The organism is Neptunicella sp. (assembly GCF_048268085.1).
In the GTDB taxonomy this organism is placed as follows: domain Bacteria; phylum Pseudomonadota; class Gammaproteobacteria; order Enterobacterales; family Alteromonadaceae; genus Neptunicella.
Genome location: NZ_JBLWWF010000003.1, coordinates 194,439 through 215,534, shown reverse-complemented (window position 1 = coordinate 215,534; position 21,096 = coordinate 194,439). Strand labels below are relative to the sequence as shown.

At 42.9% G+C, this 21,096-nt stretch carries 22 protein-coding genes; 5 read left to right on the top strand and 17 right to left on the bottom strand.

The genetic code is table 11. The features are described from left to right. Positions 1–3: 3 nt before the first annotated feature. The 3 genes from ACTD55_RS03660 to ACTD55_RS03650 form a co-directional block, all read right to left on the bottom strand. Positions 4–693, bottom strand: a complete 690-nt coding sequence (locus tag ACTD55_RS03660) for a PEP-CTERM sorting domain-containing protein (protein WP_438862947.1) — start codon at positions 691–693, stop codon at positions 4–6. Between the two features lie 372 nt (positions 694–1,065). After that, positions 1,066–2,172 carry an acyltransferase family protein gene (locus ACTD55_RS03655; protein ID WP_438862946.1) on the bottom strand — a complete coding sequence of 369 codons (1,107 nt, stop codon included), beginning with the start codon at positions 2,170–2,172 and terminating at the stop codon, positions 1,066–1,068. A gap of 100 nt (positions 2,173–2,272) precedes the next feature. Beyond that, entirely contained in the window at positions 2,273–3,307 is a 1,035-nt protein-coding gene (locus tag ACTD55_RS03650) for a glycosyl hydrolase family 18 protein (protein WP_438862945.1), read from the bottom strand. A gap of 292 nt (positions 3,308–3,599) precedes the next feature. Here ACTD55_RS03650 and ACTD55_RS03645 point away from each other — a divergent pair, with 292 nt between their 5' ends. Further along, on the top strand, positions 3,600–4,886 hold the full coding sequence (locus tag ACTD55_RS03645; RefSeq protein ID WP_438862944.1) for a cation:proton antiporter: 1,287 nt from the start codon (positions 3,600–3,602) through the stop codon (positions 4,884–4,886). 53 nt (positions 4,887–4,939) lie between these two features. Here the strand turns inward: ACTD55_RS03645 and nqrM are convergent, their stop codons facing one another. From nqrM to ACTD55_RS03575, 14 genes are all read right to left on the bottom strand, one after another. Continuing rightward, on the bottom strand, positions 4,940–5,173 hold the full coding sequence (gene nqrM, locus ACTD55_RS03640) for a (Na+)-NQR maturation NqrM (RefSeq protein WP_438862943.1): 234 nt from the start codon (positions 5,171–5,173) through the stop codon (positions 4,940–4,942). 51 nt (positions 5,174–5,224) lie between these two features. Continuing rightward, entirely contained in the window at positions 5,225–6,247 is a 1,023-nt protein-coding gene (locus ACTD55_RS03635; protein ID WP_438862942.1) for an FAD:protein FMN transferase, read from the bottom strand. Positions 6,248–6,342: 95 nt separating this feature from the next. Beyond that, the gene (nqrF, locus tag ACTD55_RS03630) at positions 6,343–7,572 is read right to left on the bottom strand and encodes an NADH:ubiquinone reductase (Na(+)-transporting) subunit F (protein WP_438862941.1); all 1,230 of its coding nucleotides are present in this window, start codon (positions 7,570–7,572) and stop codon (positions 6,343–6,345) included. A gap of 18 nt (positions 7,573–7,590) precedes the next feature. Beyond that, positions 7,591–8,199 (bottom strand): NADH:ubiquinone reductase (Na(+)-transporting) subunit E, encoded by a 609-nt coding sequence (gene nqrE / locus ACTD55_RS03625; protein WP_438862940.1) that lies wholly within the window; start codon positions 8,197–8,199, stop codon positions 7,591–7,593. Between the two features lie 3 nt (positions 8,200–8,202). Further along, the gene (locus ACTD55_RS03620) at positions 8,203–8,835 is read right to left on the bottom strand and encodes an NADH:ubiquinone reductase (Na(+)-transporting) subunit D (protein WP_416307538.1); all 633 of its coding nucleotides are present in this window, start codon (positions 8,833–8,835) and stop codon (positions 8,203–8,205) included. Between the two features lie 4 nt (positions 8,836–8,839). Beyond that, positions 8,840–9,592, bottom strand: a complete 753-nt coding sequence (locus ACTD55_RS03615; protein WP_438862939.1) for a Na(+)-translocating NADH-quinone reductase subunit C — start codon at positions 9,590–9,592, stop codon at positions 8,840–8,842. After that, positions 9,579–10,787 (bottom strand): NADH:ubiquinone reductase (Na(+)-transporting) subunit B, encoded by a 1,209-nt coding sequence (locus tag ACTD55_RS03610; protein ID WP_438862938.1) that lies wholly within the window; start codon positions 10,785–10,787, stop codon positions 9,579–9,581. Before ACTD55_RS03610 ends, ACTD55_RS03615 begins: the two co-directional genes overlap by 14 nt. 3 nt (positions 10,788–10,790) lie before the next feature. Beyond that, positions 10,791–12,125 (bottom strand): Na(+)-translocating NADH-quinone reductase subunit A, encoded by a 1,335-nt coding sequence (locus ACTD55_RS03605; RefSeq protein ID WP_438862937.1) that lies wholly within the window; start codon positions 12,123–12,125, stop codon positions 10,791–10,793. 351 nt (positions 12,126–12,476) lie between these two features. Beyond that, complete coding sequence (gene fabV / locus ACTD55_RS03600; RefSeq protein WP_438862936.1) at positions 12,477–13,679, bottom strand: enoyl-ACP reductase FabV; 1,203 nt, start codon at positions 13,677–13,679, stop codon at positions 12,477–12,479. Between the two features lie 95 nt (positions 13,680–13,774). After that, on the bottom strand, positions 13,775–14,872 hold the full coding sequence (locus tag ACTD55_RS03595) for a TRAP transporter substrate-binding protein (protein WP_438862935.1): 1,098 nt from the start codon (positions 14,870–14,872) through the stop codon (positions 13,775–13,777). Between the two features lie 16 nt (positions 14,873–14,888). Continuing rightward, positions 14,889–16,262: a TRAP transporter large permease gene (locus ACTD55_RS03590; protein WP_438862934.1), complete on the bottom strand. Its 1,374-nt coding sequence runs from the start codon at positions 16,260–16,262 to the stop codon at positions 14,889–14,891. After that, positions 16,262–16,768: a TRAP transporter small permease subunit gene (locus ACTD55_RS03585; protein ID WP_438862933.1), complete on the bottom strand. Its 507-nt coding sequence runs from the start codon at positions 16,766–16,768 to the stop codon at positions 16,262–16,264. Before ACTD55_RS03585 ends, ACTD55_RS03590 begins: the two co-directional genes overlap by 1 nt. 132 nt (positions 16,769–16,900) lie before the next feature. Beyond that, entirely contained in the window at positions 16,901–17,224 is a 324-nt protein-coding gene (bolA, locus tag ACTD55_RS03580; RefSeq protein ID WP_438862932.1) for a transcriptional regulator BolA, read from the bottom strand. Positions 17,225–17,410: 186 nt separating this feature from the next. Then, positions 17,411–18,061: an alpha-ketoglutarate-dependent dioxygenase AlkB family protein gene (locus tag ACTD55_RS03575; RefSeq protein ID WP_438862931.1), complete on the bottom strand. Its 651-nt coding sequence runs from the start codon at positions 18,059–18,061 to the stop codon at positions 17,411–17,413. Between the two features lie 25 nt (positions 18,062–18,086). On the opposite strand from ACTD55_RS03575, the gene ACTD55_RS03570 reads away from it, so the two are divergent. Genes ACTD55_RS03570 through ACTD55_RS03555 form a run of 4 tightly spaced genes read left to right on the top strand, consistent with a single transcriptional unit; the run spans position 18,087 to position 21,064 of the window. Continuing rightward, positions 18,087–19,220 carry a methyltransferase gene (locus ACTD55_RS03570; protein WP_438862985.1) on the top strand — a complete coding sequence of 378 codons (1,134 nt, stop codon included), beginning with the start codon at positions 18,087–18,089 and terminating at the stop codon, positions 19,218–19,220. Between the two features lie 19 nt (positions 19,221–19,239). Then, on the top strand, positions 19,240–19,833 hold the full coding sequence (locus tag ACTD55_RS03565; RefSeq protein ID WP_438862984.1) for a peptidylprolyl isomerase: 594 nt from the start codon (positions 19,240–19,242) through the stop codon (positions 19,831–19,833). Between the two features lie 35 nt (positions 19,834–19,868). Then, positions 19,869–20,612, top strand: a complete 744-nt coding sequence (locus ACTD55_RS03560) for a TMEM175 family protein (protein ID WP_438862930.1) — start codon at positions 19,869–19,871, stop codon at positions 20,610–20,612. A gap of 14 nt (positions 20,613–20,626) precedes the next feature. After that, positions 20,627–21,064, top strand: a complete 438-nt coding sequence (locus tag ACTD55_RS03555; RefSeq protein ID WP_438862929.1) for a nucleoside deaminase — start codon at positions 20,627–20,629, stop codon at positions 21,062–21,064. The last annotated feature ends 32 nt before the right edge of the window (positions 21,065–21,096 follow it).

The window sequence follows — 21,096 nt, the reverse complement described above, 5'->3', positions numbered from 1 at the left end:
ACGCTATGAATTATAAATACGGTGAGAAATTAGTTTGCGACGCCCTAACAAACCAACCAAACCTAACGCCAGTAGTGCAGAACTCCCCGGCTCAGGGACCTGTGAAGACACTTCGCTAAGCGCAACATGACTAATTGACAGAGTTGAACCAAATTGATCAAACGTATCAAGCATTAGAAATTCCAACGACCAACCGCTCTGGTTTGCGAAAGAGTTATCAAGTTCCAGCTCTAAATGCTGACTGGCAAATCCGTCAATATCCATATCAAATAAAAACTCTCCAGCTTTACCAAGCTGATTAAATTTATTCCCACTATCGTCCACCAAAGCAATAGTTAATATATCTGCCCAAAAGTCTGTATCCTGGCTGGTTAAGATGCTATCTACGCTAAAATCCATAGTTAACAATAGAGAATTGCCTGCCGTAGCCGTTAAATCCAGTTCCTGAGATAGCCCATTAACATAAGCAAATGAAGTGTCCCAATCCCCCACACTAAGGTTGGCGCTACAATTAGGTGCAGCGCCACTAGTCGAAAAGTCAGAACCATTTACATCCCCGTCTTCTGTATATTTAGTCCAACCGCTTAAACTACAGGAACCGCCATCGGCAAAATTCCCATTAGTAATGGCTGCAGCCATCACATTACTGCTGGCTAGCAGCAGCGCTGACATCAATATTAATTTTCTACTCATGTTGTTCTCTCCTACCTAACATCTATTTGGTTTTTTATTATTGATGTAAGCGCTTTCATTTAACAACCTGAAAGCGCTTACATTTATTTAACATTTAGAGAGTATGAGATGGATGAATATTAATCAATATTTTAAATGGTTAGAAAAAACCCAATATGAAAGTGGGAAAATAAAAAGCACAGCTCGTAAAAATTTCGTAAACACCTGTTTATATTAGTTTTTTAAGATACAAGCCGGAGCATAAAATGATTAGATAGATACAAAAACAATTAACTTATACTAATTTAGAATAAACATTGTATTAACAATATCATCAATCAACCGTTTAAACCGGCCAACCGAAAAAATAATATCGATTGACCGGAGTGTTGTTTATAACTTTACAAACCACTTTTTCTTATACAGATAAAGCGCAACAATATAAAACAGGCTGACAACCAAACAGGCAAACAGCAATGACGCGGCCTTTGCTGGCATCCACTGATTTAGTATTTCAAAGCCATATTGATACCCACTAATAGCTTGCCCTTGATAATTCACGGTCACCAAAGTAGCTAAGCAAATAGCAAACAATTCGGAACCAACATAGCCTACCAACGGATTGCTACCATAGATACGGAACTGCTCCATTCCCGCTCGTATGCCAACAACTTCCCATGCCCAAATAATCAACGCCAGAACAGACATTGCCACACCGGTGGTTAGAAATACAAAAGAACCTGTCCACAGACTTTTATTAATCGGATGCCAATGATGCCAAACCAATGCCAGCAAAATTAATGGGATTCCAGCCGCCAATAACTTTTTAATTTGTTCGACTGGCGCAGGTGTTTTTGCCAACCATAAACAAGTTAAATAACCACTAATTAACGTTACTATAGCGGGTAAATCGCTGAGCAAGCCTTCAGGATCGAAGGCGATACCTTTGCCTTGCCACAAGTGATTGGCTCCCAATATCGCTAAATCGATTTGCCTGACCAAATTAGTTTCCAAGCCATAAGGCTGACTACTGCCTATCGTTAGTAACAACCAATAACCAAGTAAAATGGCGACACAAACCCCGATAAGCTGCCGCGTTGACAAGAGCAAAATGAGTACAGCTCCAAACAAATAACAAACGGCAATACGTTGTAATACGCCCAAAATGCGCCAGTTCTCCGCATTTTCATTAAACGGAAAGATATTGAGTAGAAAACCAATTAGAAACATCAAAGAGGCACGCTTAACCAGTTTCCCCCATGGAATATTGCCGCTAGTACGAGCCGATGCCAACGCGTAATACATGGCGGCTCCGACGATAAAGACAAAAAATGGAAACACCATATCGGTAGGAGTCGCACCACTCCAGTCAGCATGCAGGAAAGGCCAATAAACATGCCCCCATGAGCCGGGGGTGTTAACCAAAATCATTAAGGCAATGGTAAGTCCCCTTAATACATCAATTGCAGCAACCCGTTGTTTTTTTATTGTTTGTTGCATTTCTCACTCCAATTATTGACATGAAAACTCAAATGACAACGCTGTCATTTGAGGGTTAGATTAACAAGTGATTGTAATAAATTCTATTCCTGGCTGATTTTTAGTTGGCTTCAAACTGGTTAATCTCATTTTGGATAACCTGTAATAGACTGTTTGGCGCTACCGCATCATGGGATAATTCCCAAATCATCACTCCACTCCCCTGTTTTAGCGCTAGTTGGGTTTTCGCTTGAATGGTTTTAATCCCGTTATAGGTAATATAATCGCAGCCATCGCAGGCTTGACCAATGACGTCCTGATTAAGGGCATCAACACCAAATTCACTGAGTATGTCCTTAATTGCATAATTTGGTTTATATTGCCCAAATCCATAGCCATAAAAGGGTAATCCAAGCACGAGTTTATCCTGTGCTAAGCCACGACTTTGCCATAATTGAACATCACGTACAGCTTGCTGATAAGTCGCATGCTGACTCCCCGCAATGCCCCAACTTGGGCCGATACCATCGTAAGACATCAGATTAACAAAATCGAAATAAGGCAGGGACGAAATAGGCACCATGCCTCCCTCGTATGAGGCAGTCGCAGTGGTTAACAATTTACCGCGTGGTGTAAGTTGTTGAGATAGTGCTTTAATAAAAGGCGTATAATTACTGGCTTGATCAATTCGAGTTAATACAATGCCTTCCAAATCAATATCCAACCCATCCAAATCAAGTTCATCTACTAAATCAAGTAGTTGGGTAACTATTTTAGAACGTGTTTGAGGTTGTAACAATTGCGCCCAATCTCCCGTACAACTGGGCAACACCCCGCCCCCTAAGGAGAGTAAAACTTTCACTTGATGTTGATGAGCTTGTTTAATCACATAACGGATATCGTTAACATCGACGGGGGTTCCATCCTCGTCTTTAGACATGCAAGTAAATCCATCGGCAGTAAAAAACAATCCCCTTTGATCCGGATTCAAAAATGACACATTAATATGCGTCAATTTAGTTAAATCAACATTATCGATAATAGCTGTCAGATCTTTATAGGCTGGAATATAACCGATAACCCGATAAGGGGCTGACACGCTTGCGACTGAAGTCAGTAACAACAGCAAAGTCACTAATCTAACGATATTTTTCATACTTAATTCCATCTATACCCATATTCATCGGGAGGATAATTCATCCAAAAAAATGACAACGCTGTCATCGATTATGGAATGTACAACAGCTTTTAATGCATGGCAAACCATAGACTTACCATGTTTGTGATAAGACCAAACAATTTCGCATAATTGAATCGTGACGAACTTTGTCTAAAAGTGTAAAATTACGTCAGTTTACACTGGCTAAACTTGGCTAATTTGTACGCAAAATGTCTCCCGCAATGCGCAGTTCAAACGCTATTTCACTCTCTACTTTAGGATATGCTTGATGAATGCCTGGTATTTGATTTGCTTTTTGTCCGCTATCGCGATTTTTATCGCGTGGGCCAATCAATACATACTTAAGTTACAAACTACAATTGCGATCACCACCGGCTCGGTGCTTATTTCGCTATTACTTATTCTGGCGGTAAAGTTACTTGGCGATGAAAACGCCATGGCCATCACCAATATTGTGTCAGATCTAAACTTCAATCAGTTACTACTCAAAGGGATGCTGGGCTTTTTACTCTTTGCTGGTGCATTAGAAATAGATTTACCCGCGTTGCGCAAACAACGATGGGAAATCACCATACTCGTGTTATTTTCCACTTTGGCATCAACCTTTATTATTGGTTATCTCAGCAACTGGCTATTTACTCAGTTTGGCTGGAATGTTCCGTTTATTTACTGTCTGCTGTTTGGCGCATTAATTAGTCCAACCGATCCCATTGCAGTATTAGCGATCATCAAACAAATGAAAGCACCGGCTAATATTTCAATTCAGGTCGAAGGTGAGTCCTTATTTAACGATGGTGTAGGCTTAGTCATTTTCACCACCATTTACGCAGTCGCTTTTTCTGGGGTAGAACCGACCTTTTCAAGTGTCGCCACACTATTTATGGTTGATGCGGTAGGTGGGGTGGCTTTTGGTTTGGTACTGACTTTGGTTGGACATTACTTAATTATGCACAGTAAAGATGCCAATATTCGTCTGCTTGTCACCTTAACAATTCCCTCAGCCGGTTTTGCATTAGCCAATATACTGGATATTTCAGGTGCACTGGCAATGGTGACCAGTGGAATATTAATGGGCAATATAACTCGCTCTAAAGCGTCTAAGCGTAACGGTATGTCGGGTACCAAGTATGTTAAAAACTTCTGGCATGCCACAGATAACTTTCTTAACGCCCTGCTGTTTCTGTTAATCGGTTTATTGTTGGTCACCATGCCGCTCACACTGGAAGAGATTGGTTTTGGTTTATTAATGGTACCGGTCGTGTTACTGGCTCGCTTTTTAAGCGTATCTGCACCTTATGTGGTGTTTAGACTGTTTAGAAAATATGATCTTAACTCGGTGCGGATCTTAACCTGGGGAGGGCTACGAGGAGGTCTGGCTCTAGCGATGGCTGCTTCCATTCCCAGCGGCACGATATTATCTAACGGAACGGATATTCATAGCCTTATACTGATTATCACTTACGTGGTAGTTATATTCTCAATCATTGTACAAGGATTAACTATCTCTCCGCTTATCACCAAAAGTATCGCGGCTAAAGAGCTCAACGAGAGATAATAATAGCGCTTACCAATCCGCCATCAAGTTGCGGATTGGTAATAACTAACTCATTAAATAATTTGATCCCGTTGCCATTGCTCAAGTTTCTTTGCTCTGGCTTGTTCTTTTTCCATACGCGCTTTTTTGCGATCACAGGGTTCAGGGCAATCGCAGGCCTTATCAATGCCCAATGCACCTAAACCACCACAACTGCCAGCAATGGATTTTCTTTGCACGATATAACCTATCGCCATTGCTATCATTACTACTAGAAAAAATACAAAAGCCAGCAAAAAAGTACTCACAACAACTCCAATCAATAATGTAAATTCAGCCGTTCAACCAACCAGCCAATTCTAACGTAAATAGGGTTCAAATGCCGGGGTATTATAGGCTTCAAACTGCCCGTCTTCGCGATTTATTAACAATACTGCCAAATTGTGTTCTAACGCAAAAGCTTTACCCTTTTCAAAACCCATCACGTTAATGGCAGTCGCTAATCCATCTGCCGTCATGCACGAAGGGGTTACCACGGTAACCGACACCAATTTATGCTGGATTGGCTTACCTGTTTGCGGATCGATAGTATGTGAATAGCGTACACCATTTTCTTCGTAGTAATTGCGATAATCCCCAGAAGTAGCAATACCATTATCGCCAATGGAGATGATCTGTTGCACTGCTCTATCCATCGATTCAGGTTTTTCAATCGCGACTCGCCAATCACTTCCGTCCGCTTTATGGCCAGATAAACGCATTTCTCCACCAATTTCTACTAGATAATCCCTAACTCCCTGCTTTTCTAATAAGTCAGCCACAGCATCCACACCATACCCTTTCGCAATGGAAGATAAATCAATATATAAATCAGGAATGGCCTTACTTATTCCTTCATCGCTAAGCTGAATGTGTTGAACACCAGTTTGCAGACGAGTTTGTTCAATTACCTCGTCGGTTGGAATGGTGTGCGGTCTGGCTTTAGGACCAAACCCCCATAAATTAACTAACGGTCCCACGGTAACATCCAACGCTCCATCCGTCATATGATAAAGCCGAATAGACTCGTCAATCACCTGTCTGGTAGCTTTGGATAATGGAAAAACCCGATGCGCTGGAAACTGGTTAAAACGGGATAACTCGGAATCTGGCTGATAGGTCGACATAGCATGATTAACATCAATCAGTAATTGGTCAATTTTCTGCTGCAGCTGTGCTTCGGTTAATTCGCTCTGCTCTGGTACAACTAACTTAATATGATAAGTCGTTCCCATTGTATTGCCCTGTAACGCCCACTGTGGGTCTTTGGCCGGCTGGCACGCCAGTAACAGCAAACTGCATAAAATAACCGTCACATAACGATAAAAATAATTCGGATACATAGCTTTCCTATTATTAAATTTGCTACAAAAAAGGAGCCAAATGGCCCCTTTTACAATTTTACACTCTGCGATCAGGGCTACCTGATAGAGAATAATTAACCGCCGAAATCATCCAGCAAAATATTCTCATCTTCCACACCCAGTTCTTTAAGCATGTTAATCACTGCCGCATTCATCATGGGTGGACCACACATATAAAATTCACAATCTTCCGGGGCAGGGTGATCTTTAAGATAGTTTTCCAGCAATACATTATGAATAAAGCCGGTATACCCATCCCAATTATCTTCTGCTTGAGGATCAGACAGTGCGACATGCCATTCAAAGTTTTCGTTTTCTTCTTGCAACATATCGAAATCTTCAACATAGAACATTTCGCGTAATGAACGGGCACCATACCAGAAGCTAATTTTACGTTTGCTTTTAATCCGGCGTAACTGGTCGAAGATATGCGAACGCATTGGCGCCATTCCCGCACCACCACCAATAAATACCATTTCTGCATCGGTGTCTTTTGCGAAGAACTCACCAAATGGGCCAGAGATAGTCACTTTATCTCCAGGCTTAAGACTCCAGATAAATGAAGACATTTTACCGGCAGGCAAGGTTAGGTTATTCGGTGGCGGTGACGCAATACGCACGTTCAACAGAATAATCCCTTCTTCTTCCGGATAGTTTGCCATCGAATAAGCACGAATGGTTTCTTCATCTACCTTAGATTCAATATCGAAGAAACCGAAGTGATTCCAGTCTTTACGATATTCTTCCGGTACATCAAAATCTTTATATTTAACATGATGAGGTGGAGCTTCGATCTGAATAAAACCACCGGCACGGAAAGGAACCACTTCACCTTCAGGTATTTTAAGTTTTAGTTCTTTAATAAAAGTGGCTTTGTTATCGTTAGAAATAACTTCACATTCCCACTTTTTAATTCCAAAAATTTCTTCAGGTAGTTCAATATCCATATCTTGCTTAATCGCGACCTGACAAGATAAACGACAACCTTCTTTGGCATCACGTTTACTAATATGGTCAAGCTCGGTCGGCAATATTTCACCACCACCAGAGTGGATATTCACCCGACACTGACCACAAGAGCCACCGCCACCGCAAGCAGAAGAAACGAAAATACCCGAGTTAGCCAATGCACCTAACAACTTACTGCCAGGTTGAGCGGTAATCGATTTTTCCGGGTCACCATTGATAGTGATATTCACATCACCAGAGGGGACTAATTTGGATTTGGCTAACATAATAACCATCACCAGCACCACGACGATGGCAATAAACATGCCTACGCCAAGAAGAATCTCAATATTCATAACTGATCTGTTCCTCGCTTAAAGTGAAATACCGGAGAATGACTGGAAGCCAATCGCCATCAGACCAGCAGTAATAAATACCGAACCTAGTCCACGAATACCCTCAGGCATATCGGCATATTTCAGTTTTTCACGTACTGCCGCCATTAAAGTAATAGCTAATGCCCATCCCATGCCGCTACCCATACCGTAAAACACACTTTCTACCGTGTTGTAATCACGCTGGATAGCAAAAGCAACCCCACCGAAGATAGCGCAGTTAACCGTAATCAAAGGTAAGAAGATACCCAATGCGTTATAAAGCGACTGGAAATATTTATCTAATAACATTTCCAGAATTTGAACCAACGCAGCGATAACACCAATAAAAGTTAAAAAGTTTAAGAAGCTTAAATCGGTATCAGGGAATCCCGCCCACTCCAACGCACCAGGCGCTAAAAATAAAGAGTAGATTACCTGGTTAGCCGGTACCGAAATCGTCAATACCACGATAACCGCAACTCCTAAGCCCATTGCTGTTTTTACTTTTTTGGACACCGCCAAGAAAGTACACATGCCCAAGAAATAGGCTAGTGCCATATTTTCGATAAAAATCGAACGAACCAATAAATTCAGATAATGTTCCATTGATTACTCCTTCGCCTCGACTTGTTCTTTCTTGAATGTGCGCATAACCCAAATAAAACCGCCAATCAGGAAGAAAGAGCTAAATGGTAAAATCAACAAACCATTTGCCTGATACCAGCCACCATTTTGAATCAGAGGTAAAATTTCAAAACCTAACAAGGTACCGAAACCAAATAGCTCTTTAATGATGCCCACAACAACCAGCACAAACGAATAACCTAAACCATTACCAATCCCGTCAAGGAAACTCATTAAAGGCGGGCTTTTCATTGCATACGCTTCGGCACGGCCCATTACAATACAGTTAGTAATGATCAAACCAACGAACACCGACAGTTGCTTGGATATTTCATAGGAATAGGCTTTAAGAATTTGATCCACCACAATAACCAGTGAAGCAATAATGGTCATCTGCACAATAATCCGCACACTGGAAGGAATAGCGTTGCGGATAATCGAGATAAACAAGTTAGAAAACGCGGTGACCGAGGTCAATGCCAGCGCCATTACCAAGGCAGTTTCCAGTTTGGTGGTAACCGCCAATGCTGAACACACACCTAATACCTGTAAGGCAATTGGGTTGTTGTCCAGAATGGGTCCAAACAGAACCTTTTTCATTTCTTTAGTATCAGCCATCAGTTTAGCCTCTCTTAAGATTGTTCAGGAAAGGACCAAAGCCCTCTTTACCCAACCAGTAATCCAATGTGTTTTGCACACCTTTACTGGTTAACGTTGCGCCTGATAACGCATCAACGGCATAAGGATTATCAGAACCGGCATTTTTAGTCACTTTGATTGCTACTTCACCGTCTTTGAAAAGCTTTTTACCATCCCATAATGCTTTCCATTTAGGGTTTTGTACTTCGCCGCCCAATCCCGGTGTTTCTTTTTGATCGTAATAAACCAGCTCACGCACCGTATTACCATCATTATCAATCGCTAAAAAGCCATACATCATGTTCCATAAACCACTGCCATTTATTGGCAAAATGATTCGCTGTATTTTACCCGCATCGTCTTTGACCAGATAAACGCTCGCCACTTTGGCGCGGCGAATTAAACTGGCTGTATCAGGCTGAGGCTTAACACTTTGCTCAGGATCACGAGCGGCTTTATACATGTCGTAATCAGCTGACTTTTCGACATATTCACCACTGGCCAAATCAACATATCGTTCTTCAATATACTGATTATAGATTGCCGGAACTTCGCTTTTCTTTTCTGCGACTAAACCAGCCGCTTCCAAAATGTTTGTTTGTTTGTCCAACTTGGCATTGTGTTCTTGTAGATCACGCAAACCAACCGCAGAACCGGATACAATAACTGAACAAACCAAACATACGGCCAAAACGACACCAAGAGTTTTACCCAAAGTTTCTTTATTTGCTGACACGAGCTAGCCTCCGTTTGATATTGCCTTGTGCGACAAAATAATCGAATAGTGGAGCCCATAAGTTGGCAAATAAAATAGCCAACATCATTCCTTCAGGGAAAGCCGGGTTAACCACTCGAATCATGACACACATAAATCCGATTAAGGCTCCATAAGCCCACTTACCTTTGTTGGTGAATGATGCAGATACGGGGTCGGTTGCCATAAAGAACATACCAAAGGCAAAACCACCGGTAACCAAATGCCAATACCAGGGCATCGCGAACATGGGGTTGGTATCGCTGCCAATCATGTTAAGCAAGCTGGCAAATATCGCCATGCCCAGCATCACACCACCGACGATACGCCAGGAAGCAATTCGCAAATAAATAATAAACAAACCACCAATTGCCAACGCCAGTGTAGAAGTTTCCCCCACAGAACCTTGAATCGCGCCATAGAACGCATTCCACCAATCGGCATTCATACTCCAGTCAGTCACATGCCCTAGCGCCGCTTGACCTAAAAAGGTGGCGCCAGAAAAACCGTCTGCAGCAGTCCAAATTGCATCTCCTGACATATACGCTGGATAAGCAAAATACAGGAAAGCCCGACCGGATAATGCTGGGTTTAAGAAGTTACGTCCGGTACCACCAAAGATTTCTTTGGCAATCACCACACCAAAAGTAATACCTAAAGCCACTTGCCATAAAGGAATAGTGGCAGGCAAGGTTAACGAAAACAAAACTGAAGTAACGAAAAAACCTTCATTAATTTCATGTTTACGAATTGAAGCGAATAGCACTTCCCAGAATCCACCAACAATAAACGTCACCGCGTAAATTGGCAGGTAAAAGCAGGCACCATAAAAGAACAGTCCAAGACCACCAGTATCAGCACCGAGTTGCCCACCCAACATGGTAAACAAAGCGGCTTGCCACATATCTGGCAACGTTGCACCGGCAAGAATGGCCGTATTGGCTTGTACACCAACGTTGTACATACCGTAAAACATGGCCGGGAAAGTGGCTAACCACACCATAATCATGATGCGTTTTAAATCGATACTGTCTTTAACATGAGTAGTCGATTTGTTGACCTTACCCGGAGTATAGAAAATAGTGGCAGCGGCTTCATACAGCGCGTACCATTTTTCGTAGCGACCACCCGGCTCAAAATCCGGTTCGATCTTTTCTAAGTAATCTTTCAAGCTCATGGATTACCCTTCCTTCTCAATCGTATTCAGGCATTCACGCAGAACCGGCGCGTAGTTATATTTGCCTGGGCAAACATAAGTACATAACGCCAAATCTTCTTCATCCAGCTCCAGGCATCCTAAGGTTTGCGCACCATCGGTATCACCAGAAAGCATGTCTCGAAGTAATAACGTGGGCAGGATATCCAGCGGCATCACGCGCTCATAGTTACCAATGGGTACCATTGAACGATCAGAACCATTGGTGGAAGTAGTCATATTAAATAGGCGTTTAGGGCTTAAATGACCTAAATAGGCGCGAGTCACCGAATGCTGTTCACTACCCGGACGCAACCAGCCAAATAACACTTTTTCACGTCCTTCAGCCACAACAGCAACCTGATTGTGGTAACGACCTAAATAACCATGTACGCCAGCTGCGTTATGCCCGTTTAGTACCGAACCAGAAATGATTCGAACATCGTTTTCCGAGACTTCGTCTTCCAGTAATTGTTTAGTGCTAGCACCAATCAAGGTGTTAATCAGGCGAGGTTTTTTCACCTCTGGCCCCGCCAGTGCGATAACACGACTGGTATCCAGTTCACCGGTAGCAAAAAGATGCCCAATAGCGATCACATCTTGATAACTGATATGCCAAACCGTTTTGGTTGCGCCTACCGCATCAAGAAAATGAATATGGGTTCCAACCAGACCTGCTGGATGAGGACCGGCAAACTCATTTACTTCTGCTTTAACTGACCCGGTTGGTACATCGGCACCAGGCGCCTTGCTGACAAATAACTTTCCATCGGTCAGTTTGGACAAAATCTGCAAGCCATTAGTAAACTCGTCTTTGCGCTGGCCAATAACTACCGTTGGATCGGCAGCCAACGGATTGGTATCCATTGCATTCACAAAAATAGAATGTGGTTTGCTACCTAACGCAGGAATTTTACTGTACGGGCGGGTACGCAAGGCTGTCCATAAACCGGATTCAACTAAATTCTGTTGTATCTGCTCAGCACTCAACCCATTGAAATCCTTAGTTGATTCAAAAGTAATTTGCTCATTACCTTCAATATCAATCACGACGGATTGCAACACACGTTTTGCACCACGGTTAATTTCGGCGACGGTTCCACTGGCAGGAGCGGTGAATTTAACACCAGGATTCTTTTTATCTTCAAAAAGAACCTGACCTTTTTTCACTTTATCGCCAACTTGAACATACATTGTGGGTCGCATCCCCACATACTCTTCTCCCAACACTGCAACACGGGTAACCGCGTTAGCTGGTTGGATTTCCTGAATGGGCGCTCCCTGAATCGGGAGGTCCATGCCTTCTTTGATTTTTATCATATGCAATTGCACTACTCTAAAATTAAAAAAGATTCGAATTCTGCTCAGCCTGACAAAGATTGAACCTTTATCAGTGATTAAAATTATACCAAATTGCTCAAATAACCTTTGTCTAAGCAGGGAATTTTAGCATTAATGACGCAAACTTCGCCACGCAAATTATTGTTTATGCGTTTTTTTTACGCCTTTCAGTGATTTTTTGCCACAGACAACAGAATATTGATTAAATGTTCAACACTCATGTAACAATAATGTTAACCATCACTGAGTCTTTTGCTAAATAAGGATAACTGCGTTAGCCAAATTAAATAAAAAAGCCGTCAATCGACGGCCTTAATTGTTTACCTGGTGCTATAACGTTTCTACATCAAACTCAACAACAGGATCAACCTCAGCATCATAATCAACCGAATCCAATCCAAAGCCGAATAATTTCAAAAATTCGTCCTTGTAAAGTTGATAGTCAGTTTCGGCAAACAGGTTACCATCATTAATCTGAGGCCATAAATCGCGACATGCCTGCTGAACATCGTCACGCAATTCCCAGTCATCAACACGCAATCGGTTGCTGTCATCGGTCAACGAGTCCGGCTCACAATCGTTATACAAGCGCTCGGCAAACAAACGATAAATCTGTTCCATACAGCCTTCATGCAGGCCTTTTTCACGCATGACTTTAAATACCATCGACAAATACAGTGGCATCACCGGAATGGCCGATGAAGCTTGGGTAACCACTGATTTCAATACTGCCACATTGGCACCGCCACCGGTCTTTTTCAATGCGGCATTAATTGCATGAGCAGCGCGATCCAGATCTTCTTTGGCTTTGCCCAGGGCACCGTGCCAATAGATTGGCCAGGTAATATCCGAACCAATATAGGAATACGCCACACTGCGGGCACCTTCTGCCAATACACCGGCATCGGCCAACGCCTGCATCCACAATTCCCAATCCTGACCGCCCATGACCGTTACCGTATCTGCCACTTCTTCAGGGCTTGCCGGTTCAATTTCAGCATTGATAATTGCATCACGGTTGGTATCAATCGCAGTAGAGCGATAAGGCTCACCAATCGGTTTCAGTACAGAACGCACCACTTCACCGCTATCGGGTAATTTACGTACCGGTGAAGCCAGTGAATAGACCACCATATCGATCTGCCCTAAGTCAGCCTTAATCAACTCAATGACTTTTTCACGTGCCTGATTTGAGAATGCATCACCATTGATACTCTTGGCATACAAACCCTTTTGTTTGGCTGCCGCATCAAATGCAGCGGAATTATACCAACCTGCGGTTCCGGTTTTCTTCTCACTACCCGGCTTCTCAAAAAACACTCCAATAGTGGCCGCATCACAACCAAATGCGGCGGCAATCCTTGATGCCAAACCATAACCACTGGATGCACCTATCACTAATACCCGTTTTGGACCATTATTGATCACGCCTTTAGCTTTAGTCAGTGCAATCTGTTCATTGACATTCTGCGCACAGCCCACAGGGTGTGTGGTGGTACAAATGAAACCGCGAATTTTCGGTTTAATAATCATCTAGCAATTCCCCATAAAAAATTGCGCCCATTGTATAGGCGCAATCTAATTAAACAACTCTGAACAGCTGCATTCGGCGACAAAACCATTAACGACTAACGGTTTTTATAATACTCAAACTCAGAAATTTTATGGTAAACGGTCACATTCTTTTGAAACTCTGAATAGGACTTGTACACTTTGGCGAAAAGCGGATCGGTCGCAGCATGCTCTTGCATTACTGCTAATGACGCCGCTTTTAGTTTTTCCACCACATCCGGCGGAAAGGGACGCATATCCACATTGTACTTGGTTAACAAGGTTTGCATCGCCTCATTATTGCGTGCAGTGTATTCATCCAGCATATCCTGATTAACGGCTTGGGTTGCCACTTCAATAATCGCTTTCAAATCATCCGGCAAACTATTAAAGGCTTTTTCATTGACAGTAAATTCCAGTGCTGCCCCCGGCTCATGCCAGCCGGTGTAATAGTAGTAATCTGCCGCTTTGTATAATCCAAACGCCAGATCATTATAGGGCCCGACCCATTCTGTTGCGTCAATTGCGCCAGTTTGCAGTGCCGTAAATAATTCCCCCCCGGTTAATGCAACGGGAACGCCGCCTACTTTTTTAAGCACTTCGCCGCCTAAACCGGGAATACGCATTTTTAAGCCTTGCAAGTCTTCAATGCTATTAATCGGTTTTTTAAACCATCCCGCCAATTGCACACCGGTATTTCCTCCGGCAAAAGGAATCACACCAAAAGGCTTATACACTTCACGCCATAGTTCCATACCACCACCATAATGGAACCATCCGTTCATTTCGGTCGCGTTCATCCCAAAAGGAATAGCGGTAAACATTTGTGCCGCCGGCACTTTACCCTTCCAGTAATAAGCGGCAGCATGCCCCATCTCTGCGGTGCCTTGAGATACGGCATCGAAAACTTCAAAACCGGGTACAATTTCTCCCGCTCCATACACTTTAATTTTTAGTCGTCCGTTAGACATCCGCTCAACATATTTCGCAAAGGTTTCTGGTGCACGCCCCAAACCGGGAAAGTTTTTCGGCCACGAGGTGACTAATTTCCATTCAAAATGTTGTTCAGTATCAGCACTGGCCGATGAGGTTTGTACTTGTGACTCACCACATCCTTGCAGGATGCAAGTAGCAAGCAATATCACACTCAGGTGTTTTAACATCAACAATTTCATCTTCATTCTACTTATTCTAGTTGGCTAATTGTTCGGGTAACCACGTAATCAGTTCTGGCCAGATGGCCAAGGCTATCAGTAATAATAACTGAATAAGGATAAAGGGAATAACCCCTCTATATATGGCTATTGTCTTCACTGATGCGGGGGCCACACCACGCAAATAAAACAATGCGAAACCAAAAGGTGGCGTTAGAAAAGAGGTTTGCAAATTAATCGCAATCATAATCCCCAACCAGATTGGATCAATATCCATCGCCAATAACACAGGAGCGACCAGCGGCACGACCACAAAGGTAATTTCGATAAAGTCCAGAATAAAACCGAGCAAAAAAATCACCACCATGACCAGCAGTATCGCGGCAAACTTTCCTCCCGGAAGATTCGCAAAAATATCTTCTATGACCTGTTCACCACCAAAGCCACGAAACACCAGCGAAAACAATGCTGCCCCGATTAAAATTAAAAATACCATCGAGGTCACGGTGAGTGTCGATAACATAATCTCGCGTAACTTTTTCAAACCAAGCTGCTGTTGTAAAAGCGCAATGACCAACGCGCCACTGGCTCCCACACCGGCAGCCTCTGTTGGAGTGGCAAAACCGGTTAATATCGTGCCAAGTACCATTAACATCAGCAACAATGGAGGCAACAATGCGGTAACTAATTTACCGATGGAAGGATAAGCCGCGGCTTTATTTTTATCGATGAGCGGGATTTTTTGCTGGTCGAACAGCGCCACAAACAACACATACAAGATATAACAACCGACTAATATCAGCCCAGGTACTATCGCACCAATAAACAAATCCCCCACCGAAACCGAATCCGGTGAAAAAATGCCCATATCCAGTTGAGCTTGTTGATAAGCGCTAGACAACACATCACCCAGTAATACTAAGGCGATCGATGGTGGGATAATCTGACCTAATGTACCCGTCGCACAAATTGAACCTGCGGCAAAACTCGGCGCGTACCCCTGTTTTAGCATTGCGGGTAATGACATCAATCCCATTGTCACCACAGTTGCCCCAACGATACCGGTGCTAGCGGCCAACAGCATACCAACCAAAATCACCGAAATCGCCATCCCCCCTCGAAAGTTGCCAAACAACTGAGCCATAGCAGCTAATAATTTTTCCGCGATATGTGACTTTTCCAGTGTCACTCCCATAAACACAAATAACGGCACCGCTAACAGGGTTTGATTAGTTAAAATCCCATACAGCCGATTTGGTAATGCATGTAAGTATGCTTCATCGAAAGTGCCGGTTAGCAAACCAACACCAGCAAATAGTAATGCCGTGCCAGCAAGCGAATAAGCCACAGGATAGCCAAGCAACAATACCAAGCAGACTAAAGCGAACATCACCAGAGATAAATATTCCATCAGGATGGCTCTCCAGATGATTTAAACAGCAATGCATTTCTGATGATTTCAGCCAGTCCCTGTAAACACAGGCTGATAGAAAATAATAAGATTAAACTTTTTAATACAAATACCAGTGGTAAACCGCCTGCTTCAGGAGAACCTTCAAGTAATTCCCACGAATTCATTACATATTGCCAGCTGATCACTAAGATAAATATGTTTACTGGCATCAATAACAGCAGAGTACCCATTAAATTGGTCAGCGCTTTGGTTTTAGTCGAGAAATTACGATAAAACACATCCACCCGCACATGCTGATCGACTTTTAGGGTATAGGCGGCACCCAACATAAACACCGCAGCATGCAAATACATCACCGATTCCTGCATGGCGATCCAACCCATATTAAAACCGTAACGCAATATCACGATTAACAGAGTCAGCAATACCATCGCCAAGGTAAACCAACTAATCAACTGACTGAGGCGAGAATGCAACTGATCGATAAATGTTTGAATTTGCATCAACATGCTATGCAAAGGATCCCTAAAGTTAACTGGATGAATTTTTTAACAAATTCGCAACAGAAAGGGAAATACTATTAAGCGGGGAAATAGATTGAAATGACGATTGTCGGCCGACAATCGTCAGATAAATTACGATGCTTTTTTATTCATGCCACCACGACAAGCCGGAGACGAAGGAGCGCCACCATACAACCCTTGCCATTCAGAGTCCGTGTAGGTATGCAATGCCAAGGCATGGATCTGATTAGCCAATTCATCTTTTAAAACGGCGTTTACTGCCCGGTGTCGACTAATTAATCGGGTACCGTCAAATTTTGGCGTAACCAATACAACTTTAAAATGAGTTTCAGACCCAGCAGGCACGTTATGTTGGTTGCTTTCATTAACCACTTCAAGATGAGCTGGTTGAAAATGTTCAATCAACTTACTTTCAATATTAAACTGAATATTCATCCTTAATACCTCTTCTATACGAGCGTGTTTTGGTTGCAAATTCATTACAGCGAAAGAACATGAAACAGAAACCTACTCTACGACTACTGGCTTTAAATTTAGCCTCGAAATGGCCGATTAAAAACTTCTTTTTTTGCAGGGGGCGGATTTTGAACGATAAGCTACTGACTGTTCAAGTTATATTTTTTATGCGGGAATTTGAGGCCAATTATAACCCTTTTTTACCTCCCGGAAGGTTAAATTGACTCTAGGCTTGGTCACACTTGGGCTTTTATTGATACCGTGCAACCAATACTGCTGAGTCCGTCCTTGCATCACTAATAAACTGCCATGTTGTAATTCCAGCTTATAGGTTTGCCGAGTCAATTTATGCTTAAATATCAACGTACGAGTTTGCCCTAAACTTACTGACGCAATCACTGGTTGCGCGCCTAATTCTGCTTCATCATCCGCATGCATTCCAACGCTATCGTGCCCGTTGCGATACAAATTGCATAATACCGAATTAAACCGGTGCCGGGTTTGTTGCTCGCATAATTGTTTAATTTGTTGCAACGGTTCACACCAAGGTTGCGGAGTTAGCGCCACTCCTGAATATTGGTAAGAGCAATCAGGATCACCATGCCACACTTGTAAACGTGGAATGTTGTGCTCAACACCGTACATTTTGATATGATCCTGACGCCAGTTAAGTTGAGTCATTAAGAGATGTAAATAATTATTCGCTTGTTCAACTGGAATAAACTGTGGGTGGTAATGAATACTGGCATCAGGTAACACAAGGTCATTACCCGATAATAAATAATCCTGTTCTAAATCCAGTTGGTATTGATCCACTATGCAGTCTCATACTCAGTCACAAATAAATAGTAGTTTAACGTTAGTCAATAAAAGCCTAAACCTGTTTCGTTATCCCAAAGCATTACAACAAAAAAGTCTGCAAGCGTGGGATGCTGCCGATGAATATCTAATCCAATATATCAGTGACCACATTTCATCTACAGTAATGAACAACATGCTGATCTTTAATGATGACTTCGGTGCATTAGCCTGCTGGTTTAGTCAATATCAACCCCATTGGTACAACGATTCATTTGTCAGTCTTAAGGCGTGCCAAATGAATTTACAGGATAACAATCTCAGCTTAGCCACATCTCACTTTCATGATGCAATGAGTGCACCGCGGGCCGCATCGCTAGTGGTGCTCAAAATTCCTAAATCCAGCGCCTTACTGGAACAACAACTGATTGATTTACAAAACGTGGTCACCGTCGACACACTCATTATTGCCGCCGGTAAAGTCACGAGCATTAACAAAGCGATTTTGGGCTTATTTGAAAAATACTTAGGTCACACCACCACCTCGTTAGCCAAGAAAAAAGCCCGCTTACTATTTTGCACCCCATCGGCAGATAAGCACCATACATCACCTTATCCTACAGTTTGGACCATGCCAAATTCGGGTTTTAAGATTAGTAATCATGCCAATGTATTTTCCCGCCAGAGTATCGATATTGGGGGGCGTTTTATGCTCGATAACCTACCCGATTGCACCGGCAAAACGGTAGTAGATTTGGGCTGTGGCAACGGAATTTTGGGATTAACAGTATTAGCCCGTTATCCGGATGCCAAAGTGATCTTTATTGATGAGTCAGCCATGGCTATCGCGTCTGCCCGCCAGAATGTGGAAACTAATTTAAATCATAAAATTGCCCAGGCCGAATTTTTGCTCAGCAACTGTCTGGAAGAATTGGGACAACGTAAAATCGATGTTGTCTTGTGTAATCCCCCATTCCACCAGCAAAATACCATCACCGATCATATTGCCTGGCAAATGTTCAGTGATAGTAAGCAACAGCTAACTCGAGGTGGTGAATTGCGCATCGTGGGTAATAGCCATCTGGACTACCCTCAAAAACTTAAAAAGCTGTTTGGTGGGTATCAGGTGGTTGCATCCAACCAGAAATTCAGTATTTTATCCTGCATCAAACGCTAGCCGGAGCTTTACCGTGAAAATAAAATCCTTATTGTTGTTTCTAGTTATATTCTGCCCTTTATGTTTTGCTGCAGCCGAGGATGGCTCACAGATCCAGCCGGACAATCTGTTTCCTCGAGTAAAGTTAGTCACCAGTATGGGCGAGATTGTTATTGAACTGGATCGTTATAAATCTCCAATTACGGCTAATAATTTTTTGCGCTACGTGGATAAAAAAAGTTACGACAATACGATTTTTCACCGAATTGTACCGGACTTCGTGGTTCAAGGTGGTGGCTACGATAAAGACTTCAATGAGCAGCCCAAATTCGGTGATATTTTCAATGAATCCGGTAATGGTTCCAAGAACGCGATATATACTGTTGCCATGGCTCGTCAAAATGAACCCCATTCGGCAAATCGCCAATTTTTCTTTAACTTAAAAGACAATGACAGTCTGGATCCGGGCAAACACTGGGGTTATGCCGTTTTTGCGGTGGTATCCAGTGGCATGGATGTGATCGATAAAATGGCCGAAGTCGAAACCCATTATGATGCAGAGTTGGGCTGGAACGATGTACCAGTCAAACCGGTAATGTTAATTAGTGCTCGCTTATTACCTCAAGAGTTCTAATATTACAGGTTAAAAGGGCGTTAGGTGGGACAGCGATGATTAGGGAACACCTGTTTAACAAAAAACTGGGCGCCGACTCACTTTTTAGATGGCGAGGCGGCGAAGTATCCCGAATTGAAGGGTTCTCTGACGGAGTGTTTGCCATTACCATCACCCTATTGATGGTGTCCTCTTCCACGTCTGATACGTTGTTTGATATCTGGCTCACCGTGCGCGATTTACCCGCGTTTTTAATCTGCTTTGCTTTCGTAATATACACCTGGTTTGAACACTACCGTTTTTTCCGGCGCTACGGGCTGGAAGATATTGTCACCATCATGTTAAACAGCCTGTTTTTACTATTAGTAATCCTGCTGGCGTTTCCACTCAAATTCTTAACCACCTTCCTGTGGTATCTAATTATTGACGTCGATACCACTTCGCTTTTTATCCTACCCCCAGACGCACATGGCTTGATAGCCGAACTGACCCAGCGAAAATATATGATGTATTTTTATGGATTCAGTTTAATCGGCCTGTTTGGTGTAATGGCACTGATGCATTTCCGCGCCTGGCTGGTTAGACGGGAACTGGAACTGGATAAAATAGAAATCAGACTGACAATTATCGCGTTAACACATCAGCTAATCACCTTTTTCATTGCCATACTGTCTGTGATTATATTAGCGATAACCGATAATCCCGGCTTATCCGGTATTGCCTATTTTTTAATGCCTTTGGTTCACTGCCCGGTAGGTATATATCACGGCTACCAAGTGAAACGACTTGTCACTCTCTAATCTACAGGATATTTATGGATAAATTTCTCTCCGCCGCAATTGAACAAGCTAAGCAAGGGCTGGCCGAAGGTGGTATTCCAATTGGCTCGGTATTAGTGATTGATGGCAACATTGTTGGCCGTGGTCATAACCAGCGAGTTCAAAAAGGTAGTCCCATTCTACATGCTGAAATGGATTGCTTCGAAAATGTAGGTCGTCTAAAAGCCGCCGATTACAAAAAAGCCACCCTGTATTCAACTTTGTCGCCTTGCGATATGTGCAGTGGCACCGCGCTACTTTATGGTATTCCCAAAATTGTTATCGGGGAAAATAAAACCTTTAAAGGTCCTGAAGACTATGTCCGTTCTCGCGGCGTCGACGTTACCGTTTTGGATGATCCCCAATGCCAACAATTGATGTCTGACTTTATTCAACATCATCCCGAATTGTGGAATGAGGATATTGGTGAATAACCTCTCTTGGCCCGCACACTGAGCTCTCATTG

What these genes read in the sequence shown, in the direction of transcription:
- ACTD55_RS03660 (WP_438862947.1), bottom strand. Translation starts at nt 693, where the DNA reads ATGAGTAGAAAATTAATATTGATGTCAGCGCTGCTGCTAGCCAGCAGT.
- ACTD55_RS03655 (WP_438862946.1), bottom strand. Translation starts at nt 2,172, where the DNA reads ATGCAACAAACAATAAAAAAACAACGGGTTGCTGCAATTGATGTATTA.
- ACTD55_RS03650 (WP_438862945.1), bottom strand. Translation starts at nt 3,307, where the DNA reads ATGAAAAATATCGTTAGATTAGTGACTTTGCTGTTGTTACTGACTTCA.
- ACTD55_RS03645 (WP_438862944.1), top strand. Translation starts at nt 3,600, where the DNA reads ATGAATGCCTGGTATTTGATTTGCTTTTTGTCCGCTATCGCGATTTTT.
- ACTD55_RS03635 (WP_438862942.1), bottom strand. Translation starts at nt 6,247, where the DNA reads ATGTATCCGAATTATTTTTATCGTTATGTGACGGTTATTTTATGCAGT.
- nqrF (WP_438862941.1), bottom strand. Translation starts at nt 7,572, where the DNA reads ATGAATATTGAGATTCTTCTTGGCGTAGGCATGTTTATTGCCATCGTC.
- nqrE (WP_438862940.1), bottom strand. Translation starts at nt 8,199, where the DNA reads ATGGAACATTATCTGAATTTATTGGTTCGTTCGATTTTTATCGAAAAT.
- ACTD55_RS03620 (WP_416307538.1), bottom strand. Translation starts at nt 8,835, where the DNA reads ATGGCTGATACTAAAGAAATGAAAAAGGTTCTGTTTGGACCCATTCTG.
- ACTD55_RS03610 (WP_438862938.1), bottom strand. Translation starts at nt 10,787, where the DNA reads ATGAGCTTGAAAGATTACTTAGAAAAGATCGAACCGGATTTTGAGCCG.
- ACTD55_RS03605 (WP_438862937.1), bottom strand. Translation starts at nt 12,125, where the DNA reads ATGATAAAAATCAAAGAAGGCATGGACCTCCCGATTCAGGGAGCGCCC.
- fabV (WP_438862936.1), bottom strand. Translation starts at nt 13,679, where the DNA reads ATGATTATTAAACCGAAAATTCGCGGTTTCATTTGTACCACCACACAC.
- ACTD55_RS03595 (WP_438862935.1), bottom strand. Translation starts at nt 14,872, where the DNA reads ATGAAATTGTTGATGTTAAAACACCTGAGTGTGATATTGCTTGCTACT.
- ACTD55_RS03590 (WP_438862934.1), bottom strand. Translation starts at nt 16,262, where the DNA reads ATGGAATATTTATCTCTGGTGATGTTCGCTTTAGTCTGCTTGGTATTG.
- ACTD55_RS03585 (WP_438862933.1), bottom strand. Translation starts at nt 16,768, where the DNA reads ATGCAAATTCAAACATTTATCGATCAGTTGCATTCTCGCCTCAGTCAG.
- bolA (WP_438862932.1), bottom strand. Translation starts at nt 17,224, where the DNA reads ATGAATATTCAGTTTAATATTGAAAGTAAGTTGATTGAACATTTTCAA.
- ACTD55_RS03560 (WP_438862930.1), top strand. Translation starts at nt 19,869, where the DNA reads ATGATTAGGGAACACCTGTTTAACAAAAAACTGGGCGCCGACTCACTT.
- ACTD55_RS03555 (WP_438862929.1), top strand. Translation starts at nt 20,627, where the DNA reads ATGGATAAATTTCTCTCCGCCGCAATTGAACAAGCTAAGCAAGGGCTG.